15 protein-coding genes and 1 tRNA gene are annotated in these 21099 nt (G+C 68.7%); 13 read left to right on the top strand and 3 right to left on the bottom strand.

The window, feature by feature from the left end:
- Positions 1–45 precede the first annotated feature (45 nt).
- From hisI to pyk, 11 genes are all read left to right on the top strand, one after another.
- Positions 46–486 carry a phosphoribosyl-AMP cyclohydrolase gene (gene hisI, locus AC5RTY_RS07190; protein ID WP_494139294.1) on the top strand — a complete coding sequence of 147 codons (441 nt, stop codon included), beginning with the start codon at positions 46–48 and terminating at the stop codon, positions 484–486.
- A 53-nt stretch (positions 487–539) separates the two neighbouring features.
- Entirely contained in the window at positions 540–2111 is a 1572-nt protein-coding gene (locus AC5RTY_RS07185; protein ID WP_494023172.1) for an anthranilate synthase component I, read from the top strand.
- Positions 2108–2752: a Trp biosynthesis-associated membrane protein gene (locus tag AC5RTY_RS07180; RefSeq protein WP_494139293.1), complete on the top strand. Its 645-nt coding sequence runs from the start codon at positions 2108–2110 to the stop codon at positions 2750–2752. Before AC5RTY_RS07185 ends, AC5RTY_RS07180 begins: the two co-directional genes overlap by 4 nt.
- Before the next feature lie 119 nt (positions 2753–2871).
- The gene (locus AC5RTY_RS07175; RefSeq protein WP_493999592.1) at positions 2872–3153 is read left to right on the top strand and encodes an HGxxPAAW family protein; all 282 of its coding nucleotides are present in this window, start codon (positions 2872–2874) and stop codon (positions 3151–3153) included.
- 2 nt (positions 3154–3155) lie between these two features.
- Entirely contained in the window at positions 3156–3974 is an 819-nt protein-coding gene (gene trpC / locus AC5RTY_RS07170; RefSeq protein ID WP_494139292.1) for an indole-3-glycerol phosphate synthase TrpC, read from the top strand.
- 90 nt (positions 3975–4064) lie between these two features.
- Entirely contained in the window at positions 4065–5393 is a 1329-nt protein-coding gene (trpB, locus tag AC5RTY_RS07165) for a tryptophan synthase subunit beta (protein WP_494139291.1), read from the top strand.
- On the top strand, positions 5390–6193 hold the full coding sequence (gene trpA, locus AC5RTY_RS07160) for a tryptophan synthase subunit alpha (RefSeq protein WP_494025854.1): 804 nt from the start codon (positions 5390–5392) through the stop codon (positions 6191–6193). Before trpB ends, trpA begins: the two co-directional genes overlap by 4 nt.
- A 74-nt stretch (positions 6194–6267) precedes the next feature.
- Positions 6268–7536: a prolipoprotein diacylglyceryl transferase gene (lgt, locus tag AC5RTY_RS07155; protein WP_494139290.1), complete on the top strand. Its 1269-nt coding sequence runs from the start codon at positions 6268–6270 to the stop codon at positions 7534–7536.
- A gap of 493 nt (positions 7537–8029) precedes the next feature.
- On the top strand, positions 8030–12661 hold the full coding sequence (gene gltB / locus AC5RTY_RS07150; RefSeq protein ID WP_494139289.1) for a glutamate synthase large subunit: 4632 nt from the start codon (positions 8030–8032) through the stop codon (positions 12659–12661).
- Positions 12654–14114, top strand: a complete 1461-nt coding sequence (locus AC5RTY_RS07145; protein WP_494139288.1) for a glutamate synthase subunit beta — start codon at positions 12654–12656, stop codon at positions 14112–14114. The genes gltB and AC5RTY_RS07145 overlap by 8 nt, the downstream gene beginning before the upstream one ends.
- 46 nt (positions 14115–14160) lie before the next feature.
- Positions 14161–15645 (top strand): pyruvate kinase, encoded by a 1485-nt coding sequence (gene pyk, locus AC5RTY_RS07140; protein ID WP_494109193.1) that lies wholly within the window; start codon positions 14161–14163, stop codon positions 15643–15645.
- A 105-nt stretch (positions 15646–15750) separates the two neighbouring features.
- On the opposite strand, the gene AC5RTY_RS07135 is transcribed toward pyk, so the two are convergent.
- Positions 15751–16344 (bottom strand): ANTAR domain-containing response regulator, encoded by a 594-nt coding sequence (locus AC5RTY_RS07135; protein WP_493977830.1) that lies wholly within the window; start codon positions 16342–16344, stop codon positions 15751–15753.
- A 137-nt stretch (positions 16345–16481) separates the two neighbouring features.
- On the opposite strand from AC5RTY_RS07135, the gene AC5RTY_RS07130 reads away from it, so the two are divergent.
- Positions 16482–16562 (top strand) — tRNA-Leu (locus AC5RTY_RS07130).
- Between the two features lie 265 nt (positions 16563–16827).
- Here the strand turns inward: AC5RTY_RS07130 and ligD are convergent.
- Entirely contained in the window at positions 16828–18072 is a 1245-nt protein-coding gene (gene ligD, locus AC5RTY_RS07125) for a non-homologous end-joining DNA ligase (RefSeq protein WP_494109194.1), read from the bottom strand.
- 180 nt (positions 18073–18252) lie between these two features.
- Between ligD and AC5RTY_RS07120 the strand changes: the two genes are divergently transcribed.
- Positions 18253–20430: an elongation factor G-like protein EF-G2 gene (locus tag AC5RTY_RS07120; RefSeq protein ID WP_494139287.1), complete on the top strand. Its 2178-nt coding sequence runs from the start codon at positions 18253–18255 to the stop codon at positions 20428–20430.
- Between the two features lie 24 nt (positions 20431–20454).
- On the opposite strand, the gene AC5RTY_RS07115 is transcribed toward AC5RTY_RS07120, so the two are convergent.
- Positions 20455–20907, bottom strand: coding sequence for an SRPBCC family protein (locus AC5RTY_RS07115; RefSeq protein WP_494013892.1), 453 nt, complete (start codon positions 20905–20907; stop codon positions 20455–20457).
- Positions 20908–21099 lie beyond the last annotated feature (192 nt).

Here is a 21099-nt window from a genome sequence, read left to right as displayed (position 1 = left end):
CGGCGCGGGCGGGAGCCTCCGGGACTTGGCACTAGACTTGTAGGGATGCCTTCCGAGTCTGATTTCCCCACAACAGTGCCGTCCGGGGCCGGCGCAACGGCCCTCGACCCAGCCGTCGCCGGCCGGCTCAAGCGCGATTCCGCCGGCCTGGTCGCCGCGATCGTCCAGCAGTTCGATTCCGGTGAGGTGCTGATGCTGGGCTGGATGGATGACGAGGCGCTGCACCGCACCTTGACCAGCGGCCGCGTGACCTTCTACTCGCGCTCGCGCCGGGAGTACTGGCGCAAGGGCGACACCTCCGGCCACGTGCAGTTCGTCAAGTCGGTGGCCCTGGACTGCGACGGCGACGCCCTGTTGGTCCGGGTAGACCAGGTCGGCGCCGCCTGCCACACCGGCACCCGCACCTGCTTTGACGGCCGGGGCCTCGACGCCGTCGCCGGCCACAGCGCCGAACCGGACGGCAACCAAGGAGCATCCGGCGCCTGAACGGGCCTCTGACCACCGCAGTATCAGCCACTGAAGCGAAAGACAGATAACGCATGCAGGACCTTGGCGTCATCAGCCCCAGCCTGGAGGAATTCCGCGCGCTGGCCCGCGACCGCAGGGTCATCCCGGTCTCCATCAAGGTGCTCGCCGATGACCAGACTCCCATTTCCATCTACCGCAGGCTGGCCGATTCCCGGCCGGGAACCTTCCTGTTGGAGTCGGCCGCCGTCGGCGGAGTCTGGTCCCGCTATTCCTTCATCGGTGCCAACTCGCGGGCCACGCTCACGACCAGGGACGGGCAGGCGCACTGGCTGGGGGAGCCGCCGGTGGGCGTGCCGCGCACCGGCAACCCGGTGGAGGCCCTGCGCGGCACGGTGGAGGCGCTGCGGACCGAACGGTTCGACTCGCTCCCGCCGCTGACGTCCGGGCTGGTGGGATTCGTCGGCTGGGAGGCCGTGCGGCACTGGGAGAAGCTGACGTCCCCGCCGGAAGACGACCTGAACCTGCCGGAACTGGCCATGAACCTTGTTACCGACCTCGCCGTGCACGACAACGCCGAAGGCACGGTCACGCTGATCGCCAACGCCATCAACTTCGACAACCGCGACGAGCGCGTCGACGAGGCATGGCTGGACGCCGTGAAACGCGCCAAACACCTGCTGGCGCAGCTCGCTGAACCGCTCGCGCAGCAGGTGTCGGTGCTGGAAGACGCCGCCCTGGAAACCGCCGACCTGATGAACAGCGTGACCCACCGCTGGGCCCGGGAGAAGTATTTGGCGGCCGTGGACCGCGGCAAGGAAGCAATCGTCGACGGCGAAGTGTTCCAGGTGGTGATCTCCCGCCGGTTCGAGGCCGAATGTTCGGCCGAGGCCCTCGACGTCTACCGCGTGTTGCGGAACCTGAACCCCAGCCCCTACATGTACCTGTTCAGCCTGGAAGACGCCGACGGCGTGGGCTACTCGATCGTGGGGTCCTCCCCGGAGGCACTGGTCACCCTGACCGGCGACGAGGTCATCACCCACCCGATCGCCGGATCCAGGCCACGCGGGCACAGCGTGGAGCATGACAAGGAACTGGCCGAGGAACTGCTGGCCGACCAAAAGGAACGCGCGGAGCACCTGATGCTCGTGGACCTGGCCCGCAACGACATCTCCAAGGTCTGCACGCCCGGCAGCGTCGACGTCACGCAGTTCATGGAGGTGGAGAAATTCAGCCACATCATGCATCTGGTCTCCACCGTGGTCGGCCGTCTGTCGCCGGACAAGAGCGCCTACGACGTGCTGGCCGCGACGTTCCCGGCGGGCACGCTCTCCGGTGCGCCCAAACCCCGCGCCCTGAGGCTGTTGGACGAACTGGAACCGCACCGCCGCGGCATCTACGGCGGCGTTGTGGGCTACCTGGACTTTGCCGGGGACATGGACATGGCCATCGCCATCCGCTCGGCGCTGCTGCGCGGCGGCGTCGCCTACGTCCAGTCCGGCGGCGGGATCGTGGCCGACTCCCAGCCGGAGGCCGAGGCGCTGGAGACCGTGAACAAGGCGGCGGCGCCGCTGCGGGCAGTGACCCTGGCATCGCGGCTCCACCCGGCCAACCCGGCACACGTACCGGTCAAGGGGCAGCAATGAGCGAAGAGAACACCTCCCCGGCCCCGGACGCGGCACCGGCGCCACGGCCTGCCGCCGCGCGTTGGCGGCGCAAGGGCACCGTGGTGCTCGCCGCCGTCGTGATGTCGCTGGCCGCCTTTGGCACCACGACGCAAACCTGGCTCACGGCCCGGTTCCCGGGGACCCGGGTGCAGACCCCCGACGTGAGCGTGCCCGGCAGCGACGCCGCTACCGCGGTGACGGCCCTTGCGCTGGTGGCACTGGCCGCCGCCTTGGCCGCTTCCATCGCCGGCCGGATCGCCCGCATCGTGATCGCCGTGCTGCTGGCCGCGGCCGGCATCGGCATCTCGGCCGCCAGTCTTACGGTGATCGCCAACCCGGCCGGGGCCGCTTCGGCGGCCATCGGGGAGGCGACCGGGCAGATCGGGGGAGAGGCCGCCGTCGGCATTACGGTCTTCCCGTACCTGGGCGCCGCCGCCGGTGTCCTGCTGTTGCTGACGGCCGTCTGGCTGCTGGCGGCCGGGCGTTCCTGGGCCGCGTCGAAGAAGTACGTGCCGGCAACCGAGCGGCAGGCCGACGGCATGCCGTCCGACCGGGCCGGCAGCGTGGATGAAATCGACAGCTGGGACCAGCTCAGCCGGGGCAACGACCCGACCGACTGAACCGCCGGCCGCCCGGCACCGGGCAGCGGGGCCGCCGGCGGCCGTGTCACACTGGCCTGCCGGGCCCGCAAACAATGGCAGAATGAAGTAGCAGAACCGTTTTTAGAGGGAGATACACCATGGGCAACCAGGCCACCGCCACCGAAACCGCGATGAAGACGGATCCGGCAGGCAGCATCCACGACGAGGTCATCGGCCACGGCAACAGCCCCGCCGCCTGGACCTGCGTGCTCATCATGATCTTGGGCTCCATCGTGGGAGGCATCGGCTTCGCCATGGCCTCGTCCCCGGTCTTCTGGGCCGGCGTGGCAATCATGTTCATTGGCCTGATCGTCGGCTGGATCATGAAGAAGGTCGGCTACGGCGTGGACGGCAGCAAGATCCAGGGCAGCGGACACTGAACGTGACCGTTCTCGACGACATCATCGTTGGAGTCCGCGAAGACCTCGAGTCCCGGCGCGCCCAGGTTCCGTTGGCGCAGATCCAGCGGCTGGCCGCGGCCGCGCCGGCTCCGCGTGATGCTTACGCGGCTCTGGGCGGCAACGATTCGCCGCGAACCGCTCTCAAGGTGATCGCCGAGGTCAAGCGCAAGAGCCCCTCCAAAGGCGACCTGGCGTCCATCGCCGATCCCGCCGAACTGGCCGCCGGTTACGAACGCGGCGGTGCCGCCGTGATCAGCGTGTTGACGGAGCAGCGCCGGTTCAACGGCTCGCTCGCCGACTTCGACGCGGTGCGCGCCGCGGTGGACGTTCCGCTGCTGCGCAAGGACTTCAACGTCGACGAATACCAGATCTTCGAGGCACGCGCCCACGGCGCCGACCTGGTGCTGCTGATCGTCGCCGCACTGGACGACGAGCGGCTGAAGGCCTTGCTGGGGCTGACGCACGAACTGGGCATGGAGGCCTTGGTCGAGACGCATACCGCCGAAGAAATCGACCGCGCCGTCGCCGTGGACGCACGCATCATCGGCGTGAACGTCCGCAACCTGAAGACCCTGGACGTGGACCGCTCGGTGTTCGCCGGATTGGCGGGCCGGATCCCCGCCGGCGCCGTGGTGGTGGCCGAATCCGGAGTCCGCGGAGTGGACGACGTGCGCGACTACGCCACGCAGGGCGCCGACGCCGTCCTGGTGGGCGAGGCGCTGGTCATCACGGGCGACCCGGAAGCCGCCGTGGCCGAATTCGGAGCGGCGGGCGCCGAGGCCATTGCCGCGCGCGGCTGAACCAACGCGCCACACAACTTAAGAATCCCCAGGGGCAGGCAGGGCCGGTTGCGGCTGGCCGTCCTGCCTCCAGTAACAGACAGGACGGCCATGACGCAGAGCCCCGATACCCCGGCGGAGCCCGGAAACTCCCAGGAACCGGCCGATGCCTTCCTGGCCGGCGGCAGCCTCCGCCATGCCCCCGGCCCGTATTTCGGTGCCTTCGGCGGGCGCTGGATGCCGGAATCCCTGATTGCTGCGCTGGACGAACTGGAAGACACGTTCGACAAGGCCAAGGCGGACCCGGAGTTCATCGCCCAGGTCGCCGAGCTGAACAAGAACTATTCGGGCCGGCCATCGCTGCTGACCGAAGCCAAGCGCTTTTCCCGGCATGCCGGCGGCGCCCGGATCTTCCTCAAGCGCGAGGACCTGAACCATACCGGCTCCCACAAGATCAACAACGTGCTGGGCCAGGCCCTGCTGGCCCAGCGGATGGGCAAGACCCGGATTATTGCGGAGACCGGTGCCGGCCAGCACGGCGTCGCCAGCGCCACCGCCGCCGCGCTGCTCGGCCTGGAGTGCGTGGTCTACATGGGCGCCGAGGACACGCGCCGGCAGGCCCTGAACGTGGCCCGGATGGAGCTCCTCGGAGCCACCGTCGTGCCCGTCACCGCCGGGTCGCAGACGCTCAAGGACGCCATCAACGAGGCCCTGCGCGACTGGGTGGCCAATGTGCACGACACCCACTACCTGCTGGGCACCGCCGCCGGCGCCCACCCCTTCCCGGCGCTCGTCCGCTATTTCCACGAAGTCATCGGCGAGGAAGCCCGGGCGCAGATTTTGGACCAGACCGGCCGGCTGCCGGACGCCGTCTGCGCCTGCATCGGGGGCGGTTCGAACGCCATCGGCATCTTCCACGGCTTCCTCGACGACCGGAACGTCGCGCTGTACGGCTTTGAGGCCGGCGGCGACGGCGTCGACACCGGCCGCCATGCCGCAACCATCACGCTGGGCCGGCCCGGCGTGCTGCACGGCGCGCGCTCCTACCTCATGCAGGATGAAGACGGCCAGACCATAGAGTCGCATTCGATCTCGGCCGGGCTGGACTATCCCGGTGTCGGGCCCGAGCACTCCTACCTGTCGGACATCGGCCGGGCCAGCTACGAGCCGGTCACCGACAGCGAGGCGATGGACGCTTTCCGGCTGCTCTGCCGCACCGAGGGCATCATCCCGGCCATCGAGTCGTCGCACGCCCTGGCCGGGGCGCTGCGGGTGGGCAAGCGCCTGACCGAGGGCAAGGATCATCCGCAGGACGTCATCATCGTCGTGAATCTTTCCGGCCGGGGCGACAAGGACGTCGCCACCGCGGCGGAATGGTTCGGCCTGCTGCCGGACGAATCGCCCGAGGCCGAAATCGGCTCCGAAGGAGAGCAGCTGTGAACAATACCGCCACCGCCAGCAAATCCGCCGCGGCCATCGACCGTGCCCTGGCCGACGGCCGGACCGCCCTGATCGGCTATCTGCCCGCCGGCTACCCCGACGTCCAGACCACCATCGACGCCGCCGTCGCGCTGGCGGAGAACGGCGTCGACGTCATTGAGATCGGCATCCCGTACTCCGACCCGGTGATGGACGGCGCCGTCATCCAGGCCGCCACCGTGCAGGCGCTGAAGGACGGCTTCCGGGTCAGCCAGGTGTTCGACATCGTCGCCGGCATCACCGCCCGCTGCGACGCCGCCGTGCTGGTGATGACGTACTGGAATCCGGTCCTGCGGATGGGCGTCGACGAGTTCTCCCGCCGGCTGGCCGAGGCCGGCGGCGCCGGGCTGATCACCCCGGACCTGATTCCGGACGAGGCGGCCGAATGGTTCGAGGCTTCGGACAAGTACGGGCTGGACCGCGTGTTCCTGGTCGCCCCGTCGTCCTCCCCGGAGCGGATGGCGATGACGGTCAAGGCCAGCCGCGGGTTTGTCTACGCGGTGTCGATCATGGGCGTCACCGGCGCCCGCGAGAGCGTTTCCGGCGCCGCCGAGCGCGTGGTGCGGTCGGCGCATGAGGCCGGAGCCGAACGGGTCTGCGTTGGCCTGGGCGTCTCCAGTCCCGAGCACGTACGCGAGATCGGCGCGTATGCCGAAGGCGCCATCGTGGGCACCGCGCTGGTGGCCGAACTCGGCAACGCCGGCGTGCCGGCACTGGGCAAGCTCGCGGCGCGGCTAAGCGAAGGCACAGCCCGGGCCTGACAGAATAACCGGTGGCCAGCGGTTTGCCGCGGGCCGCGCCCGACCCGCAACTTTCGGCCAAGAGGACTCACCTGGTGTACAGCACGACTATTGCAACGGCCGTACCGGCCTCCATCCCCAGCCCCGGCTGGTCCGGATTCAGCATCGGCCCGCTCACCATCCACGCGTACGCGCTGTGCATCCTGCTGGGCATCGTCGCGGCCATCTGGCTCACCCACCGCCGCTGGAAGGCCCGCGGCGGGCCGGAAGAATTCATCTGGGACGTGGCCATCTGGGCCATCCCGTTCGGCATTGTCGGCGGCCGTCTCTACCACGTGTTCTCCTCGCCCGACGCCTACTTCGGGCCGAACGGCGACCTCGGCCTGATCCCGCAGATTTGGCGCGGCGGGCTCGGAATCTGGGGAGCGGTGGCACTGGGCCTGGTCGGTGCCTGGATCGGGTGTCGCCGGGCCGGCTTCAAGCTGCCGGCCTTCATGGACGCCGCCGCACCCGGCGTGCTGCTGGCACAGGCGATCGGCCGCTGGGGCAACTGGTTTAACCAGGAACTCTTCGGCGCCCCCACCACGCTGCCCTGGGGCCTGGAGATCGACGCCGACAACCCCAACTTCCCGGCCGACGCGGAACCGGGCACGCTGTTCCACCCCACCTTCCTCTATGAGTCCCTGTGGAACCTGGCGGGCGTGGCGCTGCTGCTGCTCCTGGACCGGCGCTTCAAGTTCCGCCGCGGAATGCTGTTCTGGCTGTACGTCGCGTTCTATACCCTCGGTCGGGTCTGGATCGAAATGCTGCGCATCGACGATGCCGAAATGATCACGATCTTCGGCATCACCCAGCGGCTGAACGTCTGGACGTCGCTGCTGCTGCTGGTCGCCGCCGTCGTGATCTTCATCGTGCTGGCGCGCCGTCCGCGGACCGCGGAGACCGACTCCCTGTACCTGCCGGGCCGCGAGCCCTCGGCAGTCGCGGAAGGGGCCGAATCCGGGCAGGCCGCGGCTCGGCAGGAGAACGCAGCCAAGCACGACGGCGGACCCCGCGCCGGCGGGGCAGGATCCTCCGTGATCGCGGGGGAGAAGGCCGAAACCGCTGCCGGGAGGCCCGACGCGAAGGCCGGGGAGCCTGCCGCGGACGAAGGTCCTTCAGCCGAGGCCGCCGTCAAGCCCGCGGATGCGGCCAAGCCCGCAGCCGAGACCGCCGCCAAGCCCGCGAATGCTGCCAACCCCGCGGATGCTGCCAACCCCGCGGATGCTGCCAAGCCCGCCGATGCGGCCAATGCCCCCAAAGCCGCCGATGCCGCGGCCGGGAACGACCCGCTCAGGGCGGACAACAACCGCAGCCAGAACTAGTTTCTTCCCCGCGCAGCCGCCGGAACGCAGCAATCTGACGTTCCGGCGGCTTCGTGCGCTCCGGACTGCCGCCGGCAATCCGAAAAGCGGTCGGTAAAAAACCGGAAAAGCCTGTGTTGCGGGGTCCCCGCCGTGCTATCGTCGCTCTACCGCAGAACAGACTCGCTCCGCGGCCGGTCCGCCCTCACCGTCGGTCCGAACCATCAGTACGCACCTCCCGGACCACCAACCGGGCGCAGGCATGCGGCGTACCGACCACACTGACGTGGATTCTCCGCCGGACAGGCGCACCACCCAGTGCGGTCCCGGCGGCCGTGGCCGATCGACCGCACAGTTCATCCTGGCGGCCCCCATCCGACCCCTGGACACCGAATGCGCTGTGCGGGGTGAGCTGGCCACAGAATCCATGGATCACGGGCCTGCTTGCTCGAGCGGGCCCGGGCGGGGCCAGCGCCGTCCCCTTCTCACCTACATCCAGGAGAAGGAAGTTCAGATGACTCCTCCGTTCAAGGGGTCGAGTACCCCGCGCAGCCTCGGCGGCGGACACGAACGCCGGCACACCACGGTGCCCTCGCCGTTCAGTCGTTTCGCCGCCTACCCGGAAAAAACCGGGCTGTACGACCCCGCCCACGAAAAGGACGCCTGCGGCCTGGCGGTGATTGCCACCCTGCGGGGCGGGCCGGGCCACCACATCGTCGACGCGGCGCTGACGGCGCTGCGCAATCTGGAACACCGCGGCGCGGTCGGCGCCGACGAAGGAACCGGCGACGGCGCCGGGTTGCTCACCCAGATCCCCGATGAATTCTTCCGCGCGGTGGTGGGCTTCGAACTGCCGGCGGCGGGCCGGTATGCCGCCGGAACCGCGTTCCTGCCCAGCGACGAGTCTGAGGCGGCGGTAGCGCGGGACGGCGTGGAGGCCATCGCCGCCTCCGAAGGCCTCACAGTCCTCGGCTGGCGCGACGTCCCGGTGGTGGCCGAACTGGTCGGCGCCATGGCGCGGTCCTGCATGCCCCACTTTGCCCAGGTGTTCCTGGGCCTCGACCCGGCCGCTGCCGGCAGCAGCGATGTGGATGCCCGCGTTTTCCGCGTCCGCAAGCGCGCCCAAAACAAGTTCGGCGTGTATTTCCCGTCGCTGTCGTCCAAGACCATCGTCTACAAGGGAATGCTGACCACCGCGCAACTGGAACCCTTCTACCCGGACCTCTCCGACCCTCGCTTCAAGACGAAACTGGGTATCGTCCACTCCCGCTTCTCCACCAACACGTTCCCCTCGTGGCCGCTGGCCCAGCCGTTCCGCACCATCGCGCACAACGGCGAGATCAATACGGTCAAGGGCAACCGCAACTGGATGCGGGCCCGCCAGTCGCAGCTGAAGGGCCCCCTGCTGGGCGACACGCCGGAAGAGCTGTTCCCCATTTGCACGCCCGGCGCCTCCGACTCCGCCTCCTTTGACGAAGTCGCCGAATTGCTGATGCTCGCGGGCCGCCCGATTACGCAGGCGATCATGATGATGATTCCGGAGGCGTGGGAGAACCACGCCACGATGGACCCTGAGCGCCGTGCCTTCTACCAGTACCACTCGATGCTGATGGAGCCGTGGGACGGCCCCGCGGCCGTTTCCTTCACCGACGGCCGGCTCGTTGGAGCCGTGCTCGACCGCAACGGCCTGCGCCCGGCCCGCTACTGGGTTACCGACGACGGGTTGGTCGTGCTGGCCTCGGAGGTCGGGGTCGTCAACATCGATCCCGCCACGGTGGTCAGGAAGGGCCGGGTCTCACCGGGGAAGATGTTCCTGGTGGATACCGAGGCCGGCCGGCTGGTCGAGGACGAGGAGATCAAGGCCGACGTCGCGGCCGCCAACCCGTGGGGCGAATGGCTCAAGGACAACATGATCCGGCTGGAAGACCTGCCGGAACGCGAGCACGTGGTGCACACCGCCGCGTCGGTCAACCTCCGCCAGCGGACCTTCGGCTACACGCAGGAAGAGCTGCGGATCCTGCTGGGCCCGATGGCCCGCACCGGCGCCGAACCGCTGGGGGCCATGGGCACCGACACCCCGATTGCGGTGTTGTCCAAGCGCCCTCGGCTGCTGTTCGACTACTTCGTGCAGTCCTTCGCCCAGGTGACCAACCCCCCGCTGGACGCCATCCGCGAAGAACTCGTGACCTCGCTGCGTTCGTCGATCGGCCCCGACGGCAACCTGCTGGCGACCGGCCAGGTTCGCACCACTCAGGTGGCGCTGAACTTCCCCGTGATCAACAACGACGAACTGGCCAAGATCGCCGCGATGGAAGACGAGGAGGGCAGCCGCCTCGCGCTGAAGGTGAGCGGCCTCTACCGGCCCGACGGCGGCGCCGCCGAGTTGGCCGCCCGGCTGCAGGAAATCTGCGAAAAGGTCTCCGGCGCCGTCAACCGCGGTGTGAAGTTCATCGTGCTCTCGGACCGGGACTCGAACGCCCAATGGGCGCCCATCCCGTCGCTGCTGCTGACCAGCGCCGTGCACCACCACCTGCTCAAGAGCGCCAACCGGACCAAGATCTCCCTGCTGGTGGAAGCCGGCGACGTGCGCGAGGTCCACCACGTGGCCGCCCTCATCGGGTACGGCGCTTCCGCCGTCAATCCGTATCTGGCGATGGAAAGCTGCGAGGAACTGGTGCGCAACGGCGACCTCCAGGGCGTCACCGCGGCCCAGGCCGTGCAGAACCTGATCAAGGGCCTGGGCAAGGGCGTGCTCAAGATCATGTCCAAGATGGGCATTTCCACCGTCCCCTCCTACTGCGGTGCCCAGACGTTCGAAGCGATCGGGCTCGCCCAATCCCTGGTCGACCAGTACTTTGCCGGCACCCAGTCGCAGCTCGGCGGCGTGGGCCTGGACGTCATCGCCGCCGAGACCGCGGCGCGGCACGCCCAGGCCTACCCCGCCGACGGGATCGAAGACCCCCACCGGTCACTCGAGAACGGCGGCGAATATCAGTGGCGCCGCGAAGGACCGCCGCACCTGTTCAACCCGGAGACGGTGTTCCGGCTGCAGCATGCCACCCGCGAACGGCGCTACGACGTGTTCAAGGCGTACACCCGCGGCGTGGACGACCAGGCGAAGGACCTGATGACGCTCCGCGGCCTCTTGAAGTTCAAGGCCGGCGCCCGCCCGCCCGTGCCGCTGGAGGAGGTCGAACCGGTCTCCAGCATAGTCAAGCGTTTCTCCACGGGGGCCATGAGCTACGGCTCCATCTCACAGGAGGCGCACGAAACGCTCGCCATCGCCATGAACCGGCTGGGCGGGAAATCGAACACCGGCGAGGGCGGCGAGGACGTGGACCGGCTGCTGGACCCGGAGCGCCGTTCGGCGATCAAGCAGGTGGCCTCCGGCCGGTTCGGCGTCACCAGCCTGTACCTGACCAACGCGGAGGACCTCCAGATCAAGATGGCCCAGGGAGCCAAGCCCGGCGAGGGCGGCCAACTGATGAGCCAGAAGGTCTACCCGTGGGTGGCCCGGACCAGGCATTCGACGCCGGGCGTGGGCCTGATCTCCCCGCCGCCGCACCACGACATCTACTCGATCGAGGACCTGGCGCAGCTGATCTACGACCTGAAGCGCTCCAACCCCTCGGCGCGCGTTCATGTGAAGCTGGTGTCCGAAGTCGGGATCGGCACCGTGGCGGCCGGCGTGACCAAGGCGAAGGCCGACGTCGTCCTCGTCTCGGGGCATGACGGCGGCACCGGGGCGAGCCCCCTGAACTCGCTCAAGCATGCCGGAGCGCCCTGGGAACTGGGGCTGGCCGAGACGCAGCAGACGCTGATGCTCAACGGCCTGCGGGACCGGGTGGTCGTGCAGGTGGACGGGCAGCTGAAGAGCGGCCGCGACGTGGTGATCGCGGCGCTGCTGGGCGGCGAGGAGTTCGGCTTCGCGACGGCGCCGCTGGTGGTCTCCGGCTGCATCATGATGCGCGTCTGCCACCTGGACACCTGCCCCGTGGGGGTTGCCACGCAGAACCCGGAACTCCGCCGGCGGTTCACCGGCAAGCCCGAGTTCGTGGTGAACTTCTTCGAGTTCATTGCGGAGGAAGTGCGCGAACTGCTGGCCGGACTGGGCTTCCGCAGCCTGGCCGAGGCCGTCGGCCACGCGGAGCTGCTGGACACCCGCGAAGCACTCGACCACTGGAAGGCCGACGGCCTGGACCTGTCACCGATCCTGCGCGGCTACGGCACCGACTCCGACATTCCGCTGCGCAACACGACCACGCAGAACCACGAACTGGACAAGCACTTCGACAACCAGCTGATCGCCATGAGCTCCGACGCGCTGACCAACCGCGAACCGGTGCGGATCAGCCTGGACGTGATCAACACCGACCGGGCCGTGGGCACGATGCTCGGCCACGAAGTGACCAAGCGTTTCGGCATCGAGACCCTGGCGGACGACACCATCGACGTGACGCTGACCGGACAGGCCGGGCAGTCGCTGGGCGCCTTCCTGCCCGCCGGCATCACCCTGCGGCTGCTCGGCGACTCGAACGACTACGTCGGCAAGGGGCTCTCCGGCGGACGGATTATCGTCCGGCCTGACCGGGCCAACACGTTCGCGTCCGAACGCAACGTGATTGCGGGCAACGTCATCGGTTATGGCGCCACCAGCGGCGAGATGTTCCTGCGCGGCCAGGTGGGCGAGCGGTTCCTGGTCCGGAACTCGGGTGCCACCGCCGTCGTCGAAGGAATCGGCGACCACGGCTGCGAGTACATGACCGGGGGACTGGCCCTGGTCCTGGGCCGGACCGGCCGCAACTTCGGCGCCGGCATGTCCGGCGGCGTGGCCTACGTGCTGGACCTGGACCCCGGCATGCTGAACACGCAGAGCACCGGCAGCGGCGAATTGCAGCTGCTGCGGCCGGACCCGGCGGACGAAGGGACCATCGCCACCCTGCTGAAGAAACATACGGAGGAGACCGGTTCCCGGCTCGCCGGGCGCCTGCTCGAGGACCTCGGAGGGACCCTGGCCCGCATCACCAAGGTGCTGCCGCGCGACTACGCGGCGGTGCTGCAAGCCCGGGCGAACGCCGAAGCCGAAGGGCTCGACCCCGACGGCGATGTTGTCTGGACCCGAATCCTGGAGGTAACCGGTGGCTGACCCACGCGGATTTATGAAAGTTCGAGAACGCCAGACCCAGCCCCGCCGTCCTGTTCCCGTGCGGATCATGGACTGGAAGGAAGTCTACGAGGCACAGGAAAAGGGAGTGCTCCGCAGCCAGGCCGGCCGCTGCATGGACTGCGGCATCCCGTTCTGCCACCAGGGCTGCCCGCTGGCGAACCTGATCCCGGAGTGGAACGACCTGACCTGGCGCGGCAAGGACCAGGAAGCGATCGAGCGGCTGCACGCCACCAACAACTTCCCCGAATTCACCGGCCGGCTGTGCCCGGCGCCGTGCGAGGCGGCCTGCGTGCTGGGCATCAACCAGCCGGCGGTGACCATCAAGCAGGTGGAAGTCTCCGTCATCGAGGAAGCCTTCGACCAGGGCTGGGTGACTCCGCACGCGCCGGAGCGGCTGACCGGTCACACGATCGCCGTCGTCGGATCCGGCCCCGCGGGGCTGGCCACGGCGCAGCAACTGACACGGGCCGGCCACACCGTGGCGGTGTACGAGCGCGACGACAAGGTAGGCGGTTTGCTGCGTTACGGCATTCCCGACTTCAAGATGGAGAAGCACTACCTGGACCGCCGGCTGGAGCAGATGCGGGCCGAGGGCACGCGGTTCCGCACCGGCATCGAGGCGGGCAAGGACATCAGCTGGGACCAGCTGCGCCGCCGCTACGACGCCGTGGTGATCGCGACCGGTGCCACCGTGCCACGGGACCTGCCGATCCCCGGTCGCGGGCTGTCCGGCGTGCACTTCGCCATGGACTACCTGGTGCAGGCCAACCGGGTGGTCGCCGGCGAATCGGTCCCGGACCAGATCGACGCCCGGGGCAAGCACGTGGTGATCCTGGGCGGCGGCGACACCGGCGCGGACTGCCTCGGCACCGCGCACCGGCAGCAGGCGGCCTCGGTCACCACCCTGGCCATCGGCAAGCAGCCGCCGGCCCAGCGTGCTTCGCACCAGCCGTGGCCGACGTTCCCCACGCTGTTCGAAGTGGCCAGCGCCCACGAGGAAGGCGGCGAGCGGACCTACCTCGCCTCCACCGTGGAGTTCGTGGGCGAGAACGGCGTGCTCACCGCGCTGAAGGTCGCCGAGACCGAGTTCGTGGACGGCAGGCGGGTGCCCAAGGCGGGAACGGAGCGGGAGATCCCGGCGGACCTGGTGTTCCTGTCCCTGGGCTTCACCGGTCCGGAGCATGCCGGGATCGATGCGCAGGTCAACGCGTCCTTCGACGAGCGCGGGAACGTCGCACGCGACGGCGGCTACATGACCGGCGCCGAGGGCATCTTCGTGGCCGGCGACGCCGGGCGAGGACAGTCCTTGATCGTGTGGGCGATCGCCGAGGGGCGCGCCTGCGCCGCCGCCGTCGACCGGTGGTTGACCGGTACCACGCGGCTGCCGGCACCGGTGGCCCCGGAAGACCGTGCGATCGCGGTGCTGCCCTAGCGGCGGCCCGCCTGCGCGATGGCCGCATTCTGATTAGGGTAGGTATATGAGACGCGCAAAAATCGTTGCAACCTTCGGCCCAGCCATCGCCAGTTACGAGAGCACCTTGGCCGTCCTCCAGGCGGGCGTGGACGTGGCCCGGATGAACATGAGCCACGGCGACTACCGCGTGCATCAGCAGACCTATGACAACGTCCGCAAGGCGTCGGCGGAACTGTCCAAGCCGGTGGGCATTTTCGCCGACCTGCAGGGACCCAAGATCCGCCTGGGGCGCTTCGTGAACGGCCCCCACCACCTCGCGGTGGGGGACCGCTTCACGATCACCACCGAGGACGTGGAGGGAACCGCCGAGCAATGCTCGACCACGCACAAGGGCCTGCCGGGCGACGTCAACGTGGGCGACTCCCTGCTGATCGACGACGGCAAGGTGGCGCTGAAGGCCATCGAGGTCGACGACGTCAAGGTGGTCACGGAAGTCACCGTGGCGGGTGCGGTGTCCAATAACAAGGGCATCAACCTGCCCGGCGTCGCGGTCAACGTCCCGGCCCTGAGCGAGAAGGACGAGGAAGACCTGCGCTGGGCGCTCAAGACCGGCGTCGACATGGTGGCGCTGTCCTTCGTGCGCAACGCCGGCGACGTCCGGCGGGTCCACGAGATCATGGACGAGGAGGGACGCCGCGCCCCGGTCATCGCCAAGATCGAGAAGCCGCAGGCCGTGGACGCCATCGAAGAGATCATCGACGCGTTCGACGCCATCATGATCGCCCGCGGCGACCTGGGCGTGGAGTTGCCGCTGGAGGACGTGCCGCTGGTGCAGAAGCGCGCCGTCGAACTCGCCCGCCGCTGGGCGAAACCGGTGATCGTGGCCACCCAGGTGCTCGAATCGATGATCGACAACCCCCGGCCCACCCGGGCCGAGGCGTCGGACTGCGCCAACGCCGTGCTCGACGGTGCGGACGCGGTCATGCTCTCGGGCGAAACCAGCGTGGGCAAGTACCCGCTGGAGACGGTCCGGACCATGGCCCGGATCATCGAGTCCACCGAGCAGCACGGGCTGGACCGCATCCAGCCGCTGGGCAGCCAGCCGAGGACCCGCGGCGGCGCCATCACGCGGGCGGCCGTGCAAATCGCCGACCAGCTCGACGCCAAGTACATCTGTACGTTCACCCAGTCGGGCGACTCGGCCCGCCGGCTCAGCCGGCTGCGCCCGGGGCGGCCGGTCTTCGCGTTCACCCCGCTCCAGTCCACCCTGAACGTGCTGTCGCTGACCTGGGGCATCCAGCCGCTGGTCGTGGAGTTCGTCGAGCACACGGATCATATGACCGCCCAGGTGGACCGGATCCTCTACGAGCGCGGGCTGGTGGAGATTGATGACCTGGTCGTCATCGCCGCCGGTTCGCCCCCGGGCAAGGCCGGTTCCACCAACTCCCTGAAGGTGCACCGGGTAGGCGACCTGGCGGATGCCGGCGAGCTGCTGGACGGCCAGCCGCACCCCCGGCCCGAGCGGGTCGGCCCCTGGCCGACGTCGTAGGCGAAGGGCCGGCGCAGTCCGCGGACAACAGAACGGCCTCCGGATCATTCCGGAGGCCGTTCCCGTAGTCTAGTTTCGCCAACTGGGTTGGCCGTTCGCGTTGCCTTAGTTCACCTGGTTGATGATGGTCTCGGCGACTTCGCGCATGCTCAGCCGGCGGTCCATCGACGTCTTCTGGATCCAGCGGAACGCTTCCGGCTCGGTCAGGCCCATCTTGGTGATGAGCAGGCTCTTGGCCCGCTCCACCAGCTTCCGGGTCTCGAACTGCTCCTGCAGGTCGGACACCTCGGACTCCAGGGCGGCGATCTCTTCGTGGCGGGAGAGCGCGATCTCGATGGCCGGGATCAGGTCCGCCGGCGTGAAGGGCTTCACCACGTACGCCATGGCACCGGCGTCGCGGGCGCGCTCCACGAGCTCTTTCTGGCTGAACGCGGTCAGCAGCACCACCGGGGCGATGCGTGCCTTGACGATCTGCTCCGCGGCCGAGATGCCGTCCATCACGGGCATCTTCACATCCATGAGGACCAGGTCCGGCTTCAGTTCCTGGGCGAGTTCCACGGCCTTTTCGCCGTTGTCGGCTTCGCCAACGACGTCGTAGCCCTCGCCCCTCAAAATTTCGACGATATCCAGGCGGATCAGTGTCTCGTCCTCCGCGACGACGACGCGGCGAGCGGGGACAGACTCGGTTTGTTCAGACACTGGCGCTCCTAGAGTGTTGCGTTGCCATTGGCATGGCGTCGGTTCCGTGAAATAGCCTATCGGCATGTAGAGTAGATTCGCGCACCGGGCAGCATGACGGTTTTCACAGTTGGAGACCGGCTTCGCGACCGATGCAGGCCCGAGTGGCGGAATGGCAGACGCACCGCACTCAAAATGCGGCGGGGAAACTCGTGTGGGTTCGAATCCCACCTCGGGCACGTTTTTACTGTGCGGAGGCATGTAGGCCTCTGGTAGTGGACAAATGTTGACTTGTGGGCCCCTTCGGGGGTCTTTCATTTGTCGGCCGTTGCCGGGGCAGCCGGCTCCTCGCTTGGTTTTGGCGCAGTGGCGCTGCAGATTGGTCATGGCGGAGCTGTTCCGCGTCGGAACTGCAAGACGTGACATTGGCTGGGGGACAAGCTGCACCTTGCAGACACCGGCTGTTCCGTTGGCTTTGTGCGCTTCCGGTTTTTGGTCAGTGGGTTAGGACCCCGGGCGCCCCGGCCAGTCCTTGCCGGCCCATGGGTCGTAGTCGCTGATGAGCTCCTCCTGCGGCGGCCGCTTCGTTACGGGGACGTGCTGCAAGTTCACTCGCACCCTGTACCAGAGCGAGCTTGATCCGCGCATTCCGTCGACGAGCACATCAGCCGGTTGCAGGGCCGGGACGACGTCCGCATGCCGAGTCTTCCACTCATCGAGCGCCGCGTACGCCTCGCGCTTGGTCTTGGTTCGGGCCACTTCAATGAGCGGCATCATCGACTTCCGGCGGCCGGAGCCGTCGCCGCCGCCCGGCGGTTTCTCGGCGGGGCCGAGCTCGGCCGCCAAGGCGAGGAGCCCGTCGAGGGTGCCGACCGCGTCATCGATGCCGGCGTGAGGGTCGCCCACGTCGGCGAAGCGCTCGAGCACCGAGCGCACAGTGAACTGTTCCGGCCGGGCGGAGGTGACCTCGTCCCATGTGAGCGGCGTCGAAACCCGGGCGTCGGGCAGGGGCCGGATCGAGTACGCGGAAGCCACGGTGCGGTCTTTGGCGTTCTGGTTGAAGTCGACGAACACACTCTCGCCGCGCTCCTCCTTCCACCACCGTGCGGTGGCGAGGCCGGGAGCGCGGTTCTCGACCTCGCGAGCGAGGGTCTCTGCGGCGAGCCGCACGTGGCGGTACGACCATTGAGGCGCGATGCGCACAAGGATGTGGAGTCCCCGCGACCCACTCGTCTTCGGCCAACCCACCAGTCCCACGTCGTTGAGCACCTCCCGTGCGACGCAGGCGACGTCGACGATCTGCGACCAGTCGACTCCCGGCATCGGATCGAGGTCGACCCGCAGCTCGTCGGGGTGCTCGAGGTCCTCGGCGCGCACGGGGTGCGGGTTGAGGTCCAGGCATCCAAGATTCACGACCCACGCTAGGCCCGCAGCATCCCTAAGGACGGCCTCTTCGGCTGATGTCCCCGACGCATAGTGCAGCGTTGTCGTGTGGATGAAGTCAGGGTGGTTTTCAGGCACGCGCTTCTGAAAGAATGGCTCAGCATCGATGCCCTTCGGGAAGCGCTTGAGCACCATTGGGCGGCCGCCGGCGCCGCGCAGTGCACCATCCGCGACGGCAAGGTAGTAGCGAACCAGGTCGAGCTTCGTCAGCCCGGGTTGTGGGAACACCACCTTGTCCGGACTCGAGATGCGAACCTCGCTGCCGGCAATGTTAAGGATCTCGGCTGGGGCCTTCGACGGGTTCATTCCGCCACGCTAGCAACGATCGGATGTCCCAACCAGACCAGCTGCGCGGCAGCCCGGCCTGGTCTTGTTTGCACAGGGAAGCGGTCCAACCCTTGCCGGTGTACCCCTTCTGGGTGTCGAATCTGTTAACAGCACGCGAGTGTGCAGGGACGAGGCTGCCTACGACGCCAGGAGGCGCTCATGTCGGGGAAATCGGCCAACGGGTTGGCGAAGGGTTCTGGACGGAGCGCGGATCTGCGCCGGGCGGAGGTCTCCGCCGCGGCAACGGTGTCCCGGCCGGAGCAGATCCGCAACGTGGCGTTGGTGGGCCACTCCGGTGCCGGGAAGACGATGCTCGCGGAGGCCCTCTTGCTGGCGGCGGGGGCCACGAACCGGATGGGTTCGATCATCGACGGCACCACCGTCAGCGACTCGGATCCCTCCGAGATCCGCCAGCAGCGTTCCGTCGTGCTCTCCGTCCTTCCCGTGATGTTCGACGACGTCAAAATCAACCTCTTGGACACTCCGGGCTATTCGGACTTCACCGGCGAGCTGCGGGCCGGTCTTCGTGCCGCCGACGCCGCCCTGTTCGTCGTGTCCGCCGTGGACGGGATCGATGCCGCGACCACCGCGCTGTGGGGCGAATGCGAGAGCGTCGGGATGCCGAGGGCGGTGGCCATCAGCCGGCTGGACCACCCGCGGGCCGACTTCGAAGCGGCGCTGGCCGGCTGCCGCCGCGCCTTCGGCGAGTCCGTGCAGCCGCTGTACCTGCCGGTGCGGAGCGGGGCGGACCTGACGGGGCTGCACGCACTGCTGTCCGGCATCGTATCGGACTACAGTGCCGGGGAACGAAAGCCCGATGTCCGTCCCGCGGGCGCCGGGGAGCTCGCGGGAGCCGAGGAGGCCCGCAGCGCCCTGATCGAAGGCATCATCGCCGAGAGCGAGGACGAGTCCCTGATGGACCGCTACCTCGGCGGCGAGGAAATCGGCCTCGATGTGCTGTTCTCCGACCTGGAGACCGCCGTCGCGCGCGGATCCTTCTACCCGGTGCTGGCCACCTCCTCGGAAACCGGGCTGGGCATCCCGGAGCTGCTGGACATGCTCCAGCGGGCATTCCCGTCCCCGCTCGAGCGCCCGATGCCGGCGGCGACGGGACTCTACGGTTCGCGCAGCACCCCGCTGCGCTGCGACCCCGACGGACCGCTCGCCGGCGAAGTGATCCGCACGACCACGGACCCGTTTTTGGGCCGGGTCTCCCTGGTCCGGATCTTTTCGGGCACCCTGCGGGACGACTCCGCCATCCACGTGTCCGGGCACGGGCTCGCCGACCGGGGCCACGCCGACCACGACAGCGACGAACGGGTCACGCATCTGCACGCCCCGCTCGCCTCGACCCTGCGGTCGGTGTCCCTGTGCATCGCCGGCGACATCTGCGCGTTGACGAAGATCGGCACGGCCGAGACCGGCGACACGGTGTCGTCGCGGGAGCAGCCGATGCTCATCCAACCCTGGGAGATGCCGGAACCGCTGTTGCCTGTCGCGGTGGAGGCGGCCACGCGCAACGACGAGGCCGCCCTGGCGAAAAGCCTGGCCAAGGTGGCCGCGGGCGACCCGACCCTGCGGGTGGAGCGGCACACTGAGACCCACCAACTCATCCTGTGGTGCATGGGCGAATCGCACGCCGAGGTGGTGCTCGACCGGCTGCGCGGGCAGGGCGTGAATGTGCAAACCGTCGACGTCGTCACGCCCCTGCGCGAAACGTTCGCGATAGGGGCCACCGGACGCGGACGCTACGTCAAGCAGTCCGGCGGGCACGGCCAATTCGCCATCTGCGAGATCGAGGTGGAACCGCTTCCGCGGGGCGCCGGGTTTGAATTCGTGGACAAGATCGTGGGCGGCATCATCCCGGGGCCGTACATCGCGTCCGTCGAGAAGGGTGTCCGGGCGCAGATGGAAAAAGGCGTCTCCGCCGGCTTCCCCGTCGTCGACATCCGCGTGACACTGGTCGGCGGCAAGACCCACAGCGTCGATTCCTCCGACGCGGCCTTCCAATCCGCGGGTGCCCTGGCCCTGCGGGAAGCCGCAGCGGCGGCGCGCATCCAGTTGCTCGAGCCGGTCTCCGCCGTGACGATCACGGTGCCCGACGACTACGTGGGAACTGTGATGAGCGACTTGTCCGCACGGCGCGGACGGCTGACCGGATCTGATTCGGCCGGCGGGGACCTCACCGAAATCAGTGCAGAAGTCCCGGACCAGGAATTGCTGCGCTACGCCATCGATCTTCGTGCGCTGACCGGCGGCACCGGGCGTTTCCGGCGGGCCTACCTGAGGCACGACCCGGTGCCTTCGGCGGCGGCGACGGGGGTCGGGCAGCGGTAAGGTCTTCGGCCGGGACGGGTCCGGTCACCCGCCGGAGCGGAGGACGCGGGCGAGTTTTCCCAGGGCGTCCGTCCAGCCGGCCCGGTGCAGGCCGAGACGTTCCTCGGTGGCGAACCCGCCCTGCCGGAGGGCGAGGCGGGTGCCGTCCTCCGAGGGTTTGAGGGAGAGCGTGACGACGGTTTCGCGGTCATCGGGCGCGGGCTCCTCCCACCGGAAGGTGTAGGCGAGGCGGCGCGGAGGGAAGAATTCGAGAAACTCACCGGCGAGGTGGAAGGGCGGGCCGTCGGGCGGTTTCATCGTCAGCCGGTAGGTGCCGCCCGGCCTGGCGTCGAGCACGGCGTCGGGTGTTGTGAAACCTTCGGGACCCCACCATGTGGCCAATTCACCCGCCTCCGTCAGCATGCGGAAAACCTTGTCGCACGGCGCGGCCAGGACCACCTTCAGCTCCAGCACGAAACCGCCGGGTTGCTCGTTCATCGGACGCGGCCCCTTCCGGCACCGACCCCGCAGTTGAAGGCGTGGGGGCCCCTTGTCCGACCATCGTAGTCCCGGCGTGCGGTCGCCGGCCCGGCCATCGTAGTCCCGCCGGCCGGCCCCGTGCAGGAGCCCGGGGTCGACACCGGTCATGGACATCCCCGGATGCCGGTGGGAGCATGGCTGTATTCGCGC

The sequence above is a fragment of the Arthrobacter sp. Y3224055 genome (assembly GCF_059090825.1).
Note: the sequence above shows the minus strand (reverse complement) of the source record. Positions and strands in the feature narration are given on the sequence as shown.

What these genes read in the sequence shown, in the direction of transcription:
- AC5RTY_RS07185 (WP_494023172.1), top strand. Translation starts at nt 540, where the DNA reads ATGCAGGACCTTGGCGTCATCAGCCCCAGCCTGGAGGAATTCCGCGCG.
- ligD (WP_494109194.1), bottom strand. Translation starts at nt 18,072, where the DNA reads ATGAACCCGTCGAAGGCCCCAGCCGAGATCCTTAACATTGCCGGCAGC.
- gltB (WP_494139289.1), top strand. Translation starts at nt 8,030, where the DNA reads ATGACTCCTCCGTTCAAGGGGTCGAGTACCCCGCGCAGCCTCGGCGGC.
- pyk (WP_494109193.1), top strand. Translation starts at nt 14,161, where the DNA reads ATGAGACGCGCAAAAATCGTTGCAACCTTCGGCCCAGCCATCGCCAGT.
- AC5RTY_RS07120 (WP_494139287.1), top strand. Translation starts at nt 18,253, where the DNA reads ATGTCGGGGAAATCGGCCAACGGGTTGGCGAAGGGTTCTGGACGGAGC.
- AC5RTY_RS07175 (WP_493999592.1), top strand. Translation starts at nt 2,872, where the DNA reads ATGGGCAACCAGGCCACCGCCACCGAAACCGCGATGAAGACGGATCCG.
- hisI (WP_494139294.1), top strand. Translation starts at nt 46, where the DNA reads ATGCCTTCCGAGTCTGATTTCCCCACAACAGTGCCGTCCGGGGCCGGC.
- AC5RTY_RS07115 (WP_494013892.1), bottom strand. Translation starts at nt 20,907, where the DNA reads ATGAACGAGCAACCCGGCGGTTTCGTGCTGGAGCTGAAGGTGGTCCTG.
- trpB (WP_494139291.1), top strand. Translation starts at nt 4,065, where the DNA reads ATGACGCAGAGCCCCGATACCCCGGCGGAGCCCGGAAACTCCCAGGAA.
- AC5RTY_RS07180 (WP_494139293.1), top strand. Translation starts at nt 2,108, where the DNA reads ATGAGCGAAGAGAACACCTCCCCGGCCCCGGACGCGGCACCGGCGCCA.